14 protein-coding genes are annotated in these 17,250 nt (G+C 72.9%); 7 read left to right on the top strand and 7 right to left on the bottom strand.

Going from position 1 to position 17,250, the window contains the following annotated elements:
* Positions 1-157: 157 nt before the first annotated feature.
* Positions 158-1,339 (top strand): MFS transporter, encoded by a 1,182-nt coding sequence (locus tag OG738_RS07180; RefSeq protein ID WP_329052273.1) that lies wholly within the window; start codon positions 158-160, stop codon positions 1,337-1,339.
* A gap of 62 nt (positions 1,340-1,401) precedes the next feature.
* On the opposite strand, the gene OG738_RS07185 is transcribed toward OG738_RS07180, so the two are convergent.
* Positions 1,402-1,725 carry a DUF3017 domain-containing protein gene (locus OG738_RS07185; protein ID WP_329052275.1) on the bottom strand — a complete coding sequence of 108 codons (324 nt, stop codon included), beginning with the start codon at positions 1,723-1,725 and terminating at the stop codon, positions 1,402-1,404.
* Positions 1,722-2,579 (bottom strand): bifunctional methylenetetrahydrofolate dehydrogenase/methenyltetrahydrofolate cyclohydrolase, encoded by an 858-nt coding sequence (locus OG738_RS07190; protein ID WP_329052277.1) that lies wholly within the window; start codon positions 2,577-2,579, stop codon positions 1,722-1,724. The genes OG738_RS07185 and OG738_RS07190 overlap by 4 nt, the downstream gene beginning before the upstream one ends.
* Positions 2,580-2,766: 187 nt before the next feature.
* On the opposite strand from OG738_RS07190, the gene OG738_RS07195 reads away from it, so the two are divergent.
* Complete coding sequence (locus OG738_RS07195) at positions 2,767-5,526, top strand: TNT domain-containing protein (RefSeq protein WP_329052279.1); 2,760 nt, start codon at positions 2,767-2,769, stop codon at positions 5,524-5,526.
* A gap of 45 nt (positions 5,527-5,571) precedes the next feature.
* On the opposite strand, the gene OG738_RS07200 is transcribed toward OG738_RS07195, so the two are convergent.
* The gene (locus OG738_RS07200) at positions 5,572-6,159 is read right to left on the bottom strand and encodes a pentapeptide repeat-containing protein (RefSeq protein WP_329052280.1); all 588 of its coding nucleotides are present in this window, start codon (positions 6,157-6,159) and stop codon (positions 5,572-5,574) included.
* A 98-nt stretch (positions 6,160-6,257) separates the two neighbouring features.
* Here OG738_RS07200 and OG738_RS07205 point away from each other — a divergent pair, with 98 nt between their 5' ends.
* The 3 genes from OG738_RS07205 to OG738_RS07215 are packed head-to-tail and all read left to right on the top strand — an operon-like array spanning position 6,258 to position 8,239.
* On the top strand, positions 6,258-7,082 hold the full coding sequence (locus OG738_RS07205) for a helix-turn-helix domain-containing protein (RefSeq protein WP_329052282.1): 825 nt from the start codon (positions 6,258-6,260) through the stop codon (positions 7,080-7,082).
* A complete protein-coding gene (locus OG738_RS07210) occupies positions 7,051-7,479 on the top strand; it encodes an acyl-CoA thioesterase (RefSeq protein WP_329052283.1) in 429 nt (142 codons plus the stop codon). Before OG738_RS07205 ends, OG738_RS07210 begins: the two co-directional genes overlap by 32 nt.
* A gap of 31 nt (positions 7,480-7,510) precedes the next feature.
* Entirely contained in the window at positions 7,511-8,239 is a 729-nt protein-coding gene (locus OG738_RS07215) for a class I SAM-dependent methyltransferase (RefSeq protein ID WP_329052285.1), read from the top strand.
* Here OG738_RS07215 and OG738_RS07220 read toward each other — a convergent pair.
* From OG738_RS07220 to OG738_RS07230, 3 genes are all read right to left on the bottom strand, one after another.
* A complete protein-coding gene (locus tag OG738_RS07220; protein ID WP_329052286.1) occupies positions 8,232-11,537 on the bottom strand; it encodes an error-prone DNA polymerase in 3,306 nt (1,101 codons plus the stop codon). The two genes, OG738_RS07215 and OG738_RS07220, sit on opposite strands and share 8 nt — an antisense overlap.
* Before the next feature lie 560 nt (positions 11,538-12,097).
* Positions 12,098-13,705, bottom strand: a complete 1,608-nt coding sequence (locus OG738_RS07225) for a DNA polymerase Y family protein (RefSeq protein WP_442875869.1) — start codon at positions 13,703-13,705, stop codon at positions 12,098-12,100.
* A 562-nt stretch (positions 13,706-14,267) separates the two neighbouring features.
* Positions 14,268-14,981 carry a hypothetical protein gene (locus OG738_RS07230; protein ID WP_329052287.1) on the bottom strand — a complete coding sequence of 238 codons (714 nt, stop codon included), beginning with the start codon at positions 14,979-14,981 and terminating at the stop codon, positions 14,268-14,270.
* Positions 14,982-15,217: 236 nt separating this feature from the next.
* On the opposite strand from OG738_RS07230, the gene OG738_RS07235 reads away from it, so the two are divergent.
* Positions 15,218-15,706 carry a GNAT family N-acetyltransferase gene (locus tag OG738_RS07235; protein ID WP_329052288.1) on the top strand — a complete coding sequence of 163 codons (489 nt, stop codon included), beginning with the start codon at positions 15,218-15,220 and terminating at the stop codon, positions 15,704-15,706.
* Between the two features lie 47 nt (positions 15,707-15,753).
* Complete coding sequence (locus OG738_RS07240; protein WP_329052290.1) at positions 15,754-16,503, top strand: hypothetical protein; 750 nt, start codon at positions 15,754-15,756, stop codon at positions 16,501-16,503.
* Here the strand turns inward: OG738_RS07240 and OG738_RS07245 are convergent.
* Positions 16,500-17,249, bottom strand: a complete 750-nt coding sequence (locus OG738_RS07245; protein ID WP_329052292.1) for a hypothetical protein — start codon at positions 17,247-17,249, stop codon at positions 16,500-16,502. The genes OG738_RS07240 and OG738_RS07245 overlap by 4 nt on opposite strands.
* Between the last annotated feature and the right edge of the window lies 1 nt (position 17,250).

Raw genomic sequence — 17,250 nt, forward strand, 5'->3', positions numbered from 1 at the left:
GGATGACAACGACCCCCCTCGCTTGTTGGACTGGGCGTAGGCAGCTCACGGCGCTGGGGCCGATTGGCTGCCTTTATTTCTGCCCCCGGACTGAACCGATCCAGTAACGGGGCGGGGATTGACCAAGTAATCGTTTACCCACCCTGGAAGGAGTGCCGTGCCCGTCGCGCTGCTCGCGCTCGCCATCGGAGCCTTCGGCATCGGGACCACCGAGTTCGTCATGATGGGCGTGCTGCCCCAGGCGGCCGCCGACTTCGGCGTCGACATCCCGACCGCCGGCTACCTCATCTCCGCATACGCCCTGGGCGTCGTCGTCGGCGCCCCGCTGCTCACCGCGGTCGCCGTCCGGCTGCCGCGCAAGACCATGCTGCTGGCCATGATGGGCCTGTTCACGCTGGGCAACGGCCTGTTCGCGCTGTCCCCCAACCAGGGGTTCGGCGTCGCGTTCCGGTTCCTCGCCGGCCTGCCCCACGGCGCGTTCTTCGGGGCCGGCGCCGTCGTCGCGTCCAGCCTCGTCGGCCCGGGCGAGCGCGCCAAGGCCGTGTCCCTGATGTTCCTCGGCCTGACCCTGGCGAACGTCATCGGCGTGCCGCTGGGCACGCTGCTGGGCCAGCAGGTCGGCTGGCGCGCCACCTTCGGCGTCGTCGCCGTGATCGGCTTGGTCGCCGCCGCGGCCATCGCGAAGCTGGTGCCGAACCAGGGCCGTCCCGCCGAGGCGTCGCTGCGGACCGAGCTCGGCGCGTTCAAGCGGCCGCAGGTGCACCTGGCGCTGGCGATCGTCACGTTCGGACTCGGCGGCGTGTTCGCCTGCCTGTCCTACATCACGCCGATGCTGACCGACGTCGCCGGCTACTCGCCGTCGAACGTCACCCTGCTGCTGTCGCTGGCCGGGGTCGGCATGACGATCGGCAACCTGCTCGGCGGCCGGCTGGCCGACCGCGCGCTGATGCCGGGCCTGTACGCCGCGCTGCTGTCGCTGGCCTGCGTGCTGGGCATCTTCACGATCACCGCCGAGGGCAAGGTCGGCGCCGCGATCACGATCTTCTTCGTCGGCGTCGCCGGGTTCATGATCGGCCCCATGATGCAGGCGCGGATCATGGAGAAGGCGGGCGGCACTCCGTCCCTGGTGTCGGCCGCCGTCCAGTCCGCGTTCAACATCGCGAACTCGATCGGCGCCTACCTCGGCGGCCTGGTGATCGCGGGCGGGCTCGGGCTGGTCGCCCCCAACTGGGTCGGCGCACTCCTGGCCGTCTTCGGCCTGTCGCTGGCGATCGTCTCCGGCACCCTGGACCGCCGCGAAGCCCGCGCCGAACGACGCGAACTCGCCATGGCGTCCTGACCCTGCCGCAGCTGGTCGTGAGTGAGAAACCGCGTTAGAACACTGTTTCTCACTCACGACCCTCAGGACGAGGCGAACGGGCCGCCGGTGATCGTCAGGGCGACGTAGAGGACCGCCGCCGCCAGCCCGGCGTAGGTCACGATGTCGACGACCTTGCCGCGGATCGCCAGCAGCCCGGCCCTGGCGGCCGGCAGCACCGCCCGCAGCACCCCGGCGAGGAGGAGCGCGGCGCCGATCAGCGCCGCGCCCTCCCGCCAGTGGTACTGGAAGATCCGCAGCGCGGCCACGGCCACCACCAGCAGCACCACCGCGAACGGGAGCTGCGTGAACCGCGACGGCCGGTTCCGGCGGTCCGACAGGTCCCGCCGGTCTTCGGTCATCGTCATCGGCCCTGGACCGAGCGTTCCGCCGCTTCGACGACGTTGCTCACCAGCATCGCCCGGGTCATCGGCCCGACGCCGCCGGGGTTCGGCGAGATCCAGCCGGCCACCTCGGCCACGTCCGGGTGAACATCGCCGGTGAGCTTGCCGTCCACGTGGGACACGCCGACGTCGAGCACCGCGGCGCCCGGGGCGACCATGTCCGGCGTGATGATCCCGGGCACGCCGGCCGCGGCGACCACGATGTCCGCCCGGCGGACCTCGGCGGCGAGGTCGCGGGTGCCGGTGTGGCACAGCGTCACGGTGGCGTTCTCGCTGCGGCGGGTCAGCAGCAGGCCCAGTGTCCGGCCAACCGTGATGCCGCGGCCGACCACGGTCACGCGGGCGCCGTTCAGCTCGACGCCGTGGCGCTTGAGCAGCTCGATGATCCCGTACGGCGTGCAGGGCAGCGCCCCCTGCTGGCCCAGCACGAGCCGCCCGAGGCTCACCGGGGCGAGGCCGTCGGCGTCCTTCTCCGGGTCGATGCGCTCGAGCACGCGGTTCGCGTCGAGGTGCTTCGGCAGCGGCAGCTGGACGATGTAGCCGTGGCACGCCGGGTCGGCGTTCAGCTCGTCGATGACGGCTTCGAGCTTCTCCTGGGTGATGTCGGCCGGCAGGTCGCGCCGGATCGAGTTGACGCCGATCTTGCCGCTGTCGGCGTGCTTCATCCGCACGTACGAGTGCGACCCCGGGTCGTCGCCGACCAGGACGGTGCCCAGGCCCGGCGTCACCCCCTTCGCGGCCAGCGCCGCGACACGCGGCTCGAGCTCCGCGAAAATGGCGTTCTTGGTGGCCTTGCCGTCGAGAATCTTCGCCGTCACGAGGCCCATTCTGGCAAAGCGACCCCCGCGCGTCGCTTCCAGGCGCGGGTGGTGGCAGCCCGTACAGTGATCGTCACCCCCACACGGTCCACTCGCGACAGGCCCGCGATGAAGCTGTGATCTACCGCACGTCGCATCACCCGAGGTCAGACGGTGTGCCACCGGGTCGCCGAGCGGCAAAACCCACATGCGGGGTGCACTCGCGCGCGCGAACAGTCAAAATGTCCCCGTGGCACAACCGACGACGCAGCTGAACGCGACCGAGCAGGACACCCTGGTCAAGCAGATCGGACTTGCCCTGCTCCGTGCCGCCCCGCGCGACTGGCGCAAGGTCACCGCGGAGTACCGAGCCGTCGGGAGGTACCACGAGCTGACCGGCGAGATCGTCACCGAGGACGGCACGGTGCACGAGTGGCTCGCCACCCACGACATCGCGACCCTCTTCGGCAGGCTGCGCGGCGGCATGTACCGGGACGGCCGCGGAACGTGGTTCAACGCGCGCTACCAGCTCGACCACCCGTCCAGCTACAACCTCGAGTACAACCGCGACGAGCCGGTGTGGAACCTCGCGCCGCCACCACAGGCCTATTCGGACGAGCTGCGGATGTTCCCGCGCACCGAGGAGAACGTCCCCGAGTGGCTGATCCGGCGGATGTCCGGGCTCGGCCCGGAGCAGCCGGGGCCGCACTTCCGGATCGCCCGGATCTTCGACACGATCGGCCCTGCCGGTCGCCCGGTGATCAACCGCCCCGACCTCGAGGTCGAGGAGCAGGACCGGCTGCTGGAGTACCTCGACCACGCGCCGCTGGTCGTCACCGAGCGCGGCTACGACATCGACCGGCTGGCCGCGACGCCCGAGGCCACCGTCCCGGTCGCCTTCCACAGCGACGGCCAGTGGATCTGGCCCGCCGCCGTCAACTTCTACCTGCGCAAGTACGGCGTTTCGCCGGAGCCGGACCTGGTCGAGCACGTCCGCGCGGTCGGCTTCGCGCTGCCGCCGGTCGACGAGCCGACGCTGCAGGCCGCCGGCGCGTACCTGACCCGGGGCAACCAGCCGCCGCAGCAACGCCCGGCCGGGCCGCCGCCCCAGGGCCCCCCGCCGGGTCCGCCACAGGGTCCGCCGCCCCAGCAGCAACCGCCCGCCGGCCCGCCGCCGACCATGGTCGCGCCGGCGCCGCCCGTCGTGCCGCCGCAGCAGCACCAGGAGTCGCCCGCGCCGGCTGAACCGGCCGCGGCCCCGGCTGACGAGCACGACTACCCCGCCGAGGCGGAGTTCGCCGAAGAGGGCTACGACGACCAGGAGTTCGACGACCGCTTCGCCGAAGAGGACGCGTACGGCGAGGAGGAGTACGAGCACCCCGAGCACGCCGCGGGCTCGAACGGCACGTCGCCGGAGCCGGGCCGGGTGCCCGACCTCGAGGAGACCGCGGAGTACGTCCCCGACCAGCCGATCGGGCACGAGGACGAGCCGCGCGACGGCCGGCCGGTGCACGCGGACGAGAGCGGGTTCGCCGAGGAGCAGGCGCCGGAGCCGGTCACCCACCACGAGGACGACGAGCACCCCGCGTTCGACCCCGGTCCCCGGCACGACGACGAGCCGGCGCACGCGGCCTTCCAGCCGGATCAGCAGCCGGCCGACGAGCCTGCCCACGCGGCGTTCCAGCCGGCCGAGCCCGCGCACGCGGCGTTCCAGCCGGGCCAGGACGAGCACGCCGCGTTCCAGCAGGAGCCCGCGGCCTTCGCGCCGGGTCACGACGAGCCGTTCCCGCCGCGGCGCGAGGAGCGGCCGGCGTTCGACCCCGGTCCGCCGACCATGATCACCCAGCCCGAGGTGCCCGGCGTGCTGCCGGTGCCGGAGCCGCCGGCGCCCGAGCCCGCGGAACCGCCCGCCGCGCCCCGCTCGGGACGTCGCGCGCTGCGCCGGGAGACCCCGGACCACCCGGTGCTGGCCGGCCTGCAGACCAAGCTGGACGAGCTCGAGGTCCCCGAGAGCGGCTACAAGCTGGGCGAACCCGCCGAGCACGGCTGGAGCGTCGAGCAGGTCGACGACGGCTGGCGCGTCGGGTGGTACGACGGCAAGCTCAGCAACCCCGCGGTGTTCGGCGACGCCGAGGACGCGGCCGCGTTCATGCTCGGCAAGCTGCTGCTCAACCCGGAGGGCCACGTGCCCGAGCCGGAACCCGAGCCCGAACCGGAACCCGAGCCGGAGCCGGAGCCGGCACCGCAGCGGGTCGTCGCGACGCTGTCGCCGGAGGTCGCGACCGGGTCGTACCCGGTCCGCAAGCCGGAGCCGGTGCCCGCCCAGGAGCAGACGGCGTTCACGAGCGCCGAGGAGCTGTTCGGCGACCTCGGGGACGACGAGCCGCCGGCCCCGCCGCGCCAGCCCGCCCCGCCCGCGCCGGTCCCGGCCGGGCCGCCGCCCGCGGCCCCCGCGCCGCTCCGGCGTGAGCCGCCGCCGGCCCCGACCGTCCTGGCGGCGCCGGTGCCGCCGCAGGGTGCCCCGATGATCCCGCCGGGCACCTCGCCCGCGCCGCAGCGCCGTGAGGAGCCGGCCCGCCCGGCCGTCAACGGTGGTGGCGGCGGTGGCCAGCAGCAGTGGCCGATCGGGCCGATGGCGGGTGAGCCGCCGCTGACGCTGTTCCGCGGCAAGGAGCTGCGCGAGCTGCCCGCGGGCAGTGAGCTGGACCGCTTCGGCGGCCCGAACGGCAACCTGACGTACGCGGCGGGCACGCCGTTCGCCGAGCGGTCGCTGGTGCCCGAGTGGGTGAACCGGCCGTACCACGTCTACCGCGTCCAGCGGCCGCTGGAGGCGCTGGCCGGCGTCGCGATCCCGTGGTTCAACCAGCCGGGCGGCGGGTCGGCGTACCTGCTCCCGGCGTCGATCGAAGAGCTGGTCGCCGAGGGCGACCTGATCGAGCTCGACCCGGGCGAACCCCCGATCGACTGAGTTCCGCGAAGGCCCCGGCAGCGCGCTGCCGGGGCCTTCGTCGTTTCAGCGGACGACGAGCCCGTGAGCGGCGGCGAAGGCGATGGCCGTCTCGACGTCGACCTCGGCGCCCCGCAGATCGGCCTGGACCAGGGCGTTCGCGTCGAGGCGCGCGCCCCGCAGGTCGGCGCCGTCGAGCTTCGCGGCCTGCAGGCGGGCGCCGGTCAAGTCGCTGCCGCGCAGGTCGGCGCCGGCGAGGTCGGCCTCGGTCAGGTTGGCTTCACGCAGCCGGAGCCCGGACAGACCGAGCTTGCGCAGCCGCGCCTTCGCGAGCGACGCCATCGAGAGGTCGCACTCGGTCACGGCGATGCCGCCGAACCCGCACTCGGCGAACGACGAGCCGAGCAGCGAGCACGACGTCCACCGGCTTTCGACGAGCACCGAGCGGTCGAAGGTGCACGAGCGGAACGCCGAGGCGTCGTGACGCGAGCGGGAGAGGTCGGCCCGGCTGAACACGCAGTCGTCGAAGGTGCACCCGCGCGTCCGCAGCCCGCTCAGGTCCGCCCCGGTGAAGTCGCACCCGGTGAACCGGCGCTTTTCCCACCACTGCCCGGACAACACCGCTTCGCGGTAGTCCTCCCCGGTCTCCAGCACGGCCCCAGGGTGCCACACCGGCGCCGGCCACCCGCAACAGTCCACTGTGGACGGCCATTGACCAGGGGCGCCGCGCGCCGTCCGTGCATACTGGGCGCATGGGAGTTCCGCTGCGGCCACTGGCGATCGCCGGGGCGCGGTCGGTGTACCGCGAAGTCCCGCCGCCGCCCGGGCTCGTGGACGTGCTGGCCTGCGGCTGGCACGGGCGCACCGGCTGGGCGCGGCCGCTGCGTGTCCTCCCCGACGGCTGCGCCGACCTCGTCTGGGACGGCGAGGCACTGACCGTCGTCGTCACCGTCGGCGCTCCGCTGCGGCTGTGGGTGCCCGCCGATGCGTCACGCGTCGGCGTGCGGCTGCGGTGCGGGGCCGCGGCCGCCGTGCTCGGGACGGCCATGCCGGAGCTGCCCGCGGGCGCGACCCCGCTGAGTGACCTCTGGGGCGCGGCCGCCCGCCGCGCCGAAGAAATCCTTGACGGTACGACTGATCCCGAGGTCCAGCGCGGAATCCTTGAAACGCTCGTCGCTCGCCGGAGTGCGACGCCGGACCGGCGGGTGCTGGCGGCCGTTCAGGCCCTCGGCGGGATCACGCGGACGTCCGATGTCGCGGTGGGAATCAGCGAACGCGCGCTGCGGCGGCACTTCGTCCATGCCGTCGGCGCCGGGCCGAAGCAGCTGCACCGCGTCCAGCGGTTCCATCGGTTCCTGCGCCTCCTGGAACCCCTCGTCGCCGGGCGGACGTCGCTGGCCGGCGTCGCCGCCGGGCTCGGGTACGCCGACCAGTCCCACCTCGGCCGCGAATGCCGCCGCCTGTCCGGCTCCTCCCCCGCCGCGCTCGTGCGGGTGGCCGAAAAGTTCCAGACGGCGGCCCCGTCCGCGCGCCACGATCTTCCCCATGTTCCGAGTCACCATCGCGGTGCGCGCTGACGACCTCGACGTCAACGGCCACGTCCGCGGCCCGGCCTACCTCGCCTACGCCGACCACGCCCGCTGGGTGTGCGTCCAGGCCGCCGGGATCGACCTGACCGAGCTGGCCGCGCGCCGGATCGGCCCGGTGAACCTGGAGACGACCGTGCGCTTCCACCGGGAACTCGTTCCCGGCAGCGAGGTTTCGGTCGGCTGCGAATTCCACTGGGGCACGGGCAAGACATCCCGGGTGACGCAGGAGTTCCACGCACCGGACGGGACGCTCGTCGCCGACGTCTCGAGCGTCTCCGGCCTGCTGGACCTGGACCGGCGGCGGCTGCTGCCCGACCCCGGCGCGCATTGGCGGGAGCTGGCCGCGCACCCCGAACTGCTCGGCCTGGCACCGAAAATGACGTGATCTTTCCCGGCCCGCTCACTACGGTGACGCCGTGCCCGACCACGACTACGTCGACCCCTACCTCGCCTCGCTGTACGACGCGATGAACCCGCGGGAAAGCAGCGGCGACTTCGCGTTCTACCTGCCGAAGATCATGGCGGCGGAGTCAGTGCTCGACGTCGGCTGCGGCACCGGGTCGCTGCTGCACTGGGCCCGCGAGTCCGGTCACGGAGGACGGCTCGTCGGCCTCGACCCCGCCGAGGGCATGCTCATCCAGGCCCGCCGCCGCGACGACGTCGAGTGGGTGCACGGCGATTTGTCGACCGCCGGCTGGGACGGCGAGTTCGACTTCGCGGTGATGACCGGGCACGCGTTCCAGGTGCTGCTCACCGACGACGAACTGCGGACGGCGTTCTCGGCGGTCCGGCGAGCCCTGAAGCCCGGCGGCCGGTTCGGCTTCGACACCCGCAATCCCGCCGCCCGCGGCTGGGAGCGCTGGACGCCGTCGAACGTCTGGGAAGCCGGCGAAGTGCGGTCGTGGAACGACGCTGGGCCGTTCGAGAACGGGTACGTCAGCTTCACGACGACGTACGAAAGCCCTCAGTGGGACGCGCCGCAGTACAGCGAAAGCACGTTGCGCTTCCTCGACGTTCCGGCGCTGTCGACGTTCATCGAGGAAGCCGGGCTGGTCGTCGACGAGCAGTACGGCTACTGGGACCGCACGCCGGTGACCGACACGAGTCCCGAGATCATCACGATCGTGCGGCGCCCCCTCACCTGAAGTCGCGCGACTTCGCCTTGATCCGCATCGGCAGCGCCTCGACGCGGTCGGCGAGGACGCTGACCACGCCGTCGGCCTTCTCCACCACCCCGCGGATCAGCAGCGCCGGGCTGGCGCGCGCGACGCGGTGGTAGCGCTGCCACAGGCCGAGCGTGCAGATCACGTTGACCATCCCCGTCTCGTCCTCGATGTTGAGGAAGGTGACGCCGCCCGCGGTCGCCGGGCGCTGCCGGTGCGTGACGGCGCCGCCGACCAGCACGCGCGCGCCGTCTTGGAGGTCGGCCAGGCCGTTCGCCGGGACGACGCCGAGCGCGTCGAGGCGGTCGCGGATGAACTCCGTCGGGTAGCTGTCCGGCGAGACGCCGGTGGCCCAGACGTCCGCCGCCGCGAGGTCGAGGCCGTCCATCCCGGGCAGCACCGGCGCCTGCGCGCCGACCAGGCCCGGCAGCTTCTCAGGGCGTTCCCCGGCGACGGCACCCGCGGTCCACAGCGCCTGCCGCCGGTCGCCGCCGAACCCGACGAACGCGCCGGCCGTGGCCAGCGCCTCGATCTGCGGGGTCTTCAGCCGCACGCGGCGCGCGACGTCGGCCATGTCGGTGTAGTCGCCGTTCGTGAGCCGCTCGGCGACGATCCGCTTCGCGACGTCCTCGCCGATCATCCGGACGGTGCTCAACCCGGTGCGCACGTCGTGGAACTTCCCGTCGCCTGGTTCCAGGGTGGCGTGCGGCAGGCTGCGGTTGATGTCCGGTCCGTGCACGGTGACGCCGTGGCGCCGCGCGTCGGCGACCAGCGACTGCGGCGAGTAGAAGCCCATCGGCTGCGCGCGCAGCAGGCCCGCCAGGAACGCGTCCGGGTGGTAGAACTTGAAGTAGGCACTGGAAAACACGAGGTGCGCGAAGCTCAGCGCGTGGCTCTCGGGGAAGCCGAAGTTCGCGAACGCTTTGAGCTTCAAGAAGATCTGCTGCGCCAGCTCGTCTTCGACGCCGTTCGCGGCGGCTCCCTCGAGGAACCGCTCGCGCAGCCGCTCCATCTTCCGGTCCGAGCGCTTCGAGCCCATCGCGTGCCGCAGCTGGTCGGCCTCCGCCGCGGTGAAGTTCGCGACGTCCAGCGCGATCTGCATCATCTGTTCCTGGAACAGCGGCACGCCTTTGGTCTTGTGCAGCGCGTTCTTCAGCAGCGGGTGGTCGTAGTCCCACTGCTCGATCCCCTGCTTGCGGCGGATGTAGGGGTGCACCGAGCCGCCCTGGATCGGGCCGGGCCGGATCAGCGCCACCTCCACCGCGAGGTCGTAGAACTCGGTGGGCCGCAGCCGCGGCAGCGTCGCCAGCTGCGCGCGGCTTTCGACCTGGAACACGCCGATCGCGTCGGCGCGGCAGAGCATGCCGTAGATGTTCTGGTCGGTGAGGTCCAGCTCGGCGAGGTCGATCTGCTCGCCCTTGTACTCCTCGACGAGGTCGAGCATGTAGTGCAGCGCGGAGAGCATCCCGAGGCCGAGCAGGTCGAACTTGACGAGCCCGGCGGCCGCGCAGTCCTCCTTCTCCCACTGGATGACGCTGCGGTTCTCCATCCGCGCCCACTCGACCGGCACGACCTGGCTCACCGGCTCGTGGCACATGACCATCCCGCCGGAGTGGATGCCCAGGTGCCGCGGGAAGTCCTCGAGCGCGAACGCGAGCTGAATGACCTCGTCCGGGATGTCGTGGTCGTGGTCCTTTTCGGTGCTGCGCAGGGAACCCCAGCGGTCGATCTGCTTGCTCCAGGCGTCCTGCTGGCCCGGCGAGTAGCCCAGCGCGCGTGCGGCGTCGCGGACCGCGGACCGGGCCCGGTAGGTGATCACGTTCGCGACCTGCGCGGTGCGCAGGCGGCCGTGTTTCTCGAAGACGTACTGGATGGCTTCTTCGCGGCGGTCGGACTCGATGTCGAGGTCGATGTCCGGGTAGCCGTCGCGGTCCGGGGCGAGGAAACGCTCGAACAGCAGCTTGTTGGCCACCGAGTCGACCTTCGTGATGCCGAGCGCGTAACAGACGGCCGAGTTCGCGGCCGAGCCGCGGCCCTGGCAGAGGATGTTGTGGTCGTTGCAGAACCGCACGATGTCCCAGACGATCAGGAAGTAGCCGGGAAAGCCGAGCTGCTCGATGATCTCCAGTTCGTGCCGGATCTGTTCGTGTGCCTTTTCCTCGTGCGGCTTGCCCTTGAACCGCTCTTCCGCACCTTTCCACGTCAATTCTTGGAGGTAGGCCGCTTCGGTACCGCCACCGGGGACGTCGAAGGGCGGCAGCTTCGGGGCGATCAGCTTGAGCGGGAACGCGCATTCCATGCCGAGCAGGGCGGAGCGGCGGACGGCGCCGGGGTAGCGCCGGAACAGGACGTCCATTTCGGCACCGCTGCGGAGGAACGCCGTCCCGGCCGCGGGCAGCCAGCCCTCCAGCTCGTCGATGCCGCGACGCGCGCGGATCGCGGCGAGCGCGTCGGCGAGCGGGGCGCGTTCCGGCCGGGCGTAGTGCGCGGCGGTGGTGGCGACGGTCGGGAGCTTCAGTTCGTCGGCGAGCTTCGTCAGGACGTCGTTGTGGGTGCTGTCGAGCGGCTGGCGGTGGTCGGTGAGCTCGACGTAGACGTTGTCGTGGCCGAAGCGGTCTCTCAGTTCTTTCAGTTTCTCCGCGGCCGCCGCCGGACCGTGCGTGACGAGGGCGGAGCGCACCGCGCCTTTGCGGCAGCCGGTGAGCACGACGCACTGCCCAGTGACCTCCTCGGCGACCGCGCCGAGGTCGTAGATCGGTTTGCCCTTCTCGGCGTTTTCGTGGATCTGGCCGGCGGTGATGGCGCGGCAGAGGGCCCGGTAGCCCTGATCACCGCGGGCGAGCAGCAGGAGGTGTTCGCCTTCGGGGTCGGCGACGCCGTTCTGCGGGTTCCGGAGGCCGAAGCTGAGTTCGGTACCGAAGACGGTGTTGACGCCCAGTTCCCGGGCGGCCTCGGCGAAGCGGACGACACCGTACATGCCGTCGTGGTCGGTGAGGGCGATGGCGTCGAGCTGCAGCCGCGCGGCTTCCTCGACGAGCTCTTCGGGGTGACTGGCACCGTCGAGGAAGCTGAAGTTGGAGTGGCAGTGCAACTCGGCGTAGGGGACGCGGACGGCCTCGCCGCCGTCGTCGTTGCGCCGCGTGGGGAGGCTTTGCGGCCGTTGGTAGGCCTCCCGCTTGCGGCCCCAGGCGGGGCTGTCGCCGTGGTCGCCGGGAGGCATCCCGCCGGCGAGGGTGCGGGCGAGGTCCTTCCAGCGGACGGGAGGGTTGTTCCAGCCCATCTAGCGGCTCCCGGGCTCGTCAGCTTCGGTGCCGGGTCGCTGCTCCGCGGCTCGGCGGCGGTGCCAGTTGCTGGGGTGATTCCAGCGGCTCCGAGCTTCGGCCTCACTCATGCGGCGCGGCTCCGGCGACTCCTGTGGCGATCCTGACGCGTGATCGGGATGGCTCCGCTGGTCGGAGTCGGCTTCGCTCAGCGGCTGCGGCCGCCCGGCTTCCTCGCGCAGCCGCCCCGAGGGGTGATTCCGGCGGCTCCGCGCTTCGGCTTCGCTCATACGGCAACCGTTCTCCCGCGACCAGCGCGGGACCGGCAGCACGATCACCGGGCACACCCACTCGTCGTCGGCGTCCGGCTGCTCGGCAGGCAACTGTCCCCTCACCGTCCAGCGTTCCGGCTCCGGCTGGGGTGCCGAGGTCGCGGGCCGATCGTCGGCCGCCCGTCCGCCGTCGGCCGGGGATGGTACTTCGCGTAGCCACTCGCGTTCCTCCGCCGCGCGGCGGGGTGTTGCCTCCGGTTCGGCGCGCAGCCAGGCCCGCAGCTTCCTTGCGTAGTCCTCGTCCATGCTCAGTCGTACACTCCCTCGAGCGTCCACAGTGGATTTTCCGTGCCCGCGCAGTGCACCAGCACCGCCTCGGGCGGGTCGTCCGGCTCGCCCGCGAGCAGCAGCTGCAACCGCGCCCGGCGCGGGCCCGGTCTTCGGCGGTCGCCCGCCAGCGGCCACGGCCCCGCCCAGCCCACCACCTCCCGCGGTGGGCCGCCGGTGATGCTCAGCCCGTGCGGGACCGCCGTTAGCTGCTCGCGCGGCGTGATGCCCACCGGCCTGCCCTCGGCGTCGAAGACCTGGGCCGGCACCGGGCGGTCGAGGACGGTCGCCGGGGACGGCGCCGGCAGCCGTCCGGGCCAGGTCGCGTCCGACGGCGTCGTCCCCTCGCGCGGGTCGCCCCACGGCACCAGCCGGACGCGCGCCGCCGGGTCACGGCCGCCGTCGAGCAGCGGTGTCACCACACCCTCCGGCCCGAGCACGCCCTGGACCCGCACGAACGCCCGCGCCGCGCGTTCGTCGTCCTCGTCGGAACGGCCGTTCTGCCACAGGTCGAGCTGCAGCGACCGCCCTTCGACGACCTCCTCGGGTTCGAGCCGCAGCCGCACGACGCCGGACGTCGGACGCCGGCCCGGCGCCGCGCGCAGCCAGCCTTCGAACTGCCAGCGCACGCGGTCGGCGACGCCGGCGGGCGTCAGCGGTTCCGCGCACCGCCACGCGCGGCCGAGATGTTCGCCCTCCTCGGTGACCGCGTAGATGCCGAGCCGGGTGCAGGCCAGGCCGTGCCCGGCCAGGCCCGCGCAGAACCGCGTTGCGAGGCCCTTGGCGAGGAACGCCGCGACGTCGACCCGCTCGACGACCGGGTCGAACTCCTCGGCCAGCGTCAGCTCGGGCGGCGGGCGTCGCCGCAGCGGCGGGCGTTCGGACCGGCCCCGCGCGAGCCGGTGCGCGAGCACGCCGGCGGCGCCGAACCGGTTGACGACGTCGCGCTCCGGGAGTTCCGCGAACGCGCCGAGCGTCCGCAACCCGAGCCGCCGCAACAGGTCCACGAGCTCCGCGCGCTCGGCGCCGGGCTGGTCGAGCTCGGTGACGGGCAGCGGCGCGAGGAACTCGGCGACGCGCCCGGGTTCGACGAACTCCCCGCACCGGGCGGCGAGCGTCGCGGCGAACAGCCCTTCGGCCACGCCGACCTGGCATTCCACGCCGGCCGCGGCGGACACTTCGTCGACGAGCCGCTCGACGAGGGCGTGCTCGCCGCCGAAGTACCCGGCGGCCCCGTCGACGGGAACGGCGACGAGCCCGGGCCGCACGACCTCGACCCCGACGACAAGGCCCTCGACCGTCCGCGCGACGGCTTCGAAGAGCCGCGCGTCCCGGCCGTCGTCGGCCGCGAAGACGGCCAGGTCCGGACAGTTCGACTGCGCCTCCCGCCGCCGCATCCCCCGCTTGACGCCGTTGCGCCGCGCGACGGCGTTGCTGGCGACAACCCGGTTCGCACTGAAGACGGCGGCGGGCGAGGTGACGGCCACCCCACCCACGGCCGCAGCGGCAACGACGGGCCAGTCCGGGCACCAGAGGACGAGCATCCGGGTGGGAAGGCCAGAAGACCGCCGTTGCGCGGGGACGGTCATGCGACCTCCCCCCGCAGGCCGCGAACGGCAGCTGAGCTGACGTGACGGAGGGGCCGCCAGGCGTGATCGAGCGGCCGACACGGGTGACGGGACGGTCGGCTCACGCGCTCGGAGAGTCGACTCGCGTGCTTGAAGAGTCGGCTCGCGCACCCGGAGAGTCGACTCGCGTACCTGGACGGTCGGCTCGCGTGCTTGAAGAGTCGGCTCGCGCACCCGGAGAGTCGACTCGCGTACCTGGACGGTCGGCTCGCGTGCTTGAAGAGTCGGCTCGCGCACCCGGAGAGTCGACTCGCGTACCTGGACGGTCGGCTCGCGTGCTTGAAGAGTCGGCTCGCGCACCCGGAGAGTCGACTCGCGTACCTGGACGGTCGGCTCGCGTGCTTGAAGGGTCGGCTCGCGTGAGTAGAGGGTCGACATGCGCACCCAGCTAGACGACGCGTGGACTCAGGTGGACGACACGCGTACCTGGGTGGATGGCACGTGGGCCTGGGTGGACGGCACGTTGGGTGGGGTGGGGCCGCGGCCGCGGCTGGGCGATGTGTCCACTGTGGACGGGTGGCCGTCATGCGGTGGCCTCGCGAGGGGGAACGCCACCGGTGGGGGCAGCTTCCGAATGGAGGGGAAGTGGCGCGCCGGCAGGACCGGGGAGCTGGAGGGTCGCCGAGAGCGGGCGGGCCGCCGCGCCGCGGCCGTGGACTCGCACCTGAGCCTGCCGCGCAGTCAGGTGACCGTAGCCATCCGACAGGCCGGTCCACGCCGAGAACCGGCACGACAGCTCGACGTCGGCCCCCGGCCACGCGCCGAACGCCAGCAGCACTGCCCCGCGGTGCCGGGCCCGGGCCGACAGCCGCCGCGCCACGGCTGCCTGGACCGGGTCCGCGTGGACCGCCACCACGTCCACGCCGTCGAGCAGGGCCGCGACCACCGCCGGGAGCTCCACTCCCGGACGCGGGACCAGCGCCACCCGGGCGAGGTCCACGCCGCACTCGGCCGCCGCCGCCAGCCCCAGCGACGGCATGCCGACCACGGCCGCCCACGACCCGGCGGCGGTGGCCTCGGCGAGCAGCGCGAGCAGCAGCGACGTGCCCCCGTGGACCGCCACCGTGCTCCCCCGCCGGAGCCCGGCGGACGGCAGCAGCCCGGCGAGCGCCGGGACGACCGGGAGCACCCTTCCCGCCGCCCGCGCGCGCTCGGCCTGGGCCGCCACCCGGCTCGCCGTGCTGACCCCGGGCAGGGCCGCCAGCCGGGCCACCGGCGGCTCCACCACAGCGGTCACCGCACGCACCTCCCCACCACGGACTGGGCCTGCGGTCGGGCCTCTCCCAAAACCCGACCGTCGGCACTGGTTCGCCGCGGGGAAGGCGGCGGTTCACGTCGAACACTTGTTCGACGTGAACAAGTCAACCGCGAACCACCCGACGTGTCAAGTCACCCACAGGTGGGACGCGAACCCCGGCGTGACAGCGGTAATGCGGTTGCCCGCGCCGAGCCCCGATCGCTAGACAGATCCGCGTGGAGCTCACCGAAGCCGGGCCCGAAGACTGCCCGGAACTGCTCGTCCTGCAACGCTGCTGCTGGGTCCAGGAGGCCGTCCTCAACGACACCCTCGACATCCCCGCGCTGCACGAAACCCTCGAAGACGTCCGCGACTGGACGAAGACCTGGGCGGTGTGGGTCCTGCGCGACGGGCACCGGCTGGTCGGCGCGGTGCGCGCCCGGCTCGAGGGCGACCGCTGGGAGCTGGGCAGGCTGATGGTCGCGCCGGATCTGGCCGGCCGCGGGCTCGGCCGGCGGCTGCTCGAACACGCCGAAGCGCACGCACCCGCCGAGGCGCGCCGGTTCGCCCTGTTCACCGGCGCGCGCAGCACCCGCAACATCACGCTCTACGAGCGGGCCGGCTACCGGCTCACCGACGCGCCGGTTGCCGCCGGCCACATCGACGACGCAGTGTACCTCGAGAAAGCCGTCACACAGCGCGAAAGTCCCGGTCCGCCCGCCTGACGCTGCGGCGTCGGCTAGATTCCCCGGTGGACTTCTGGGGGTGGGCGATGACCAAACGGCCGGTTCTGTGGATCGCCGGAGCGCTGGTCGCCGCGGGTGCGGTGGTGGCCGTCGTGGTCACCGCGGGCGGCGGGGTGCCCGGCGCCAAGGCCGCGGCGCCCGGGCCGACGACGATGGGCGCGGAGTGGCGCTCGTTCCGCGCCGACGTCACCGGGATCCGCCCGGGCCCGGACGACGTCAGCCTGTTCGTCCAGGTCGCGCTGCCCGGCAAGGACCCGGGCTGCGTGCGTGAGCCGCGCGTCGAGCAGGTCGTGGAGAGCAAGACCGACGTCCGCGCCGACGTCGTCTACTCGACGCGGCCCGCGTCGGGTGGCTGCCAGGACAAGGTGCCCGCGGAGCTGCGGCTGAGCACGAACGCGCCGGTCGCGGACCGCACGGTGATCCTCAACGGCGACAACGGCAACTCCTGGCACAAGCTCGGCGCCGGCTGGGGCCACTGCGCGCCCCAGGGCACCTGCGCCCCGCCCGCCGACCACTGCGACCCGGCGTGGATCGGCGCCGCGGTGTCCGCGACGGGCGCCGAAAGCGCGGGCACCACCCGCGTCTGCGACCCGGACTGGCTGGTCCTCGACCTGCTGGTGCGCCAGACCGACCCGCCGGCCCGCTCCGTCTTCCGCTGGGGTGGTACCGGCTGGACGTCGTTCGCGCAGGTCAAGTCGGCAGGCTGCCAGGAGATCCGGGCGGCCGAGCCGAAGTTCCCGGTCACCCTCTGCAAGACACTGCCCGCACCCGCCTAGCGGAGCTTCTTGACGATCTCGGGGCCGACCGCCTTCACCGCGTCGTCGGACTCCTGTTGCGGCATCGGCGAGTTCGAGAAGAAGCCCTTGTCCCAGCCGGACACCTCGACGATGACGACCGTCGTGCCCTTCAGGACGTGCAGTTCCGCACCGCTGAACGCGCTGTTCGTGGCCAGCCGGACCAGTATCGCTTTGTCGCCGATGCCCTTGACGTCGGTGGGCGGGACCGCCGGCGCGATCGGCCGGTAGAGGTGGTTCGCCGAATCCCGCGCGTTCTCCCCGGAGTACGCCGTGAGCCGGACGGTCAGGGTCGCGTCACGGACGTTCTCGTCGGGGCCGGGCTTCCAGCTGCAGTTGACCTGCTTCAGGCCGGGCACGTCCGCGGTGCCCGGGCCGCCCAGCGCGAAGCTCGGGAAGCCCGCCTTCGCCAGCGTCGGGGCCGGGACCTGGCACTCGGCGGGCACCGGCGACGACGACGGTGCCGCGCCGGTGCTCGCGAAGTAGTCCTTCGCGAAGATCCCGAGCGGGATGCCCGCACCGAGCACCACGACGACGCAGCCGATGCCGATGATCAGCCCGGTCCGCTTCTTCTTCGGCGGCGGCAACGGCGCGCCGTAACCCGGCGGTGCGTACCCGGGCGGCGGAGAGCCCGGCTGCGGCGGGTATCCGGGCGGTGGGTAGCCGGGCTGCTGGGGATATCCAGGCGGCCCTGGCTGGCCCTGTCCGTACGGCGGCGGTTGCTGCATC

This window comes from Amycolatopsis sp. NBC_01488 (genome assembly GCF_036227105.1).
Lineage (GTDB): Bacteria > Actinomycetota > Actinomycetes > Mycobacteriales > Pseudonocardiaceae > Amycolatopsis.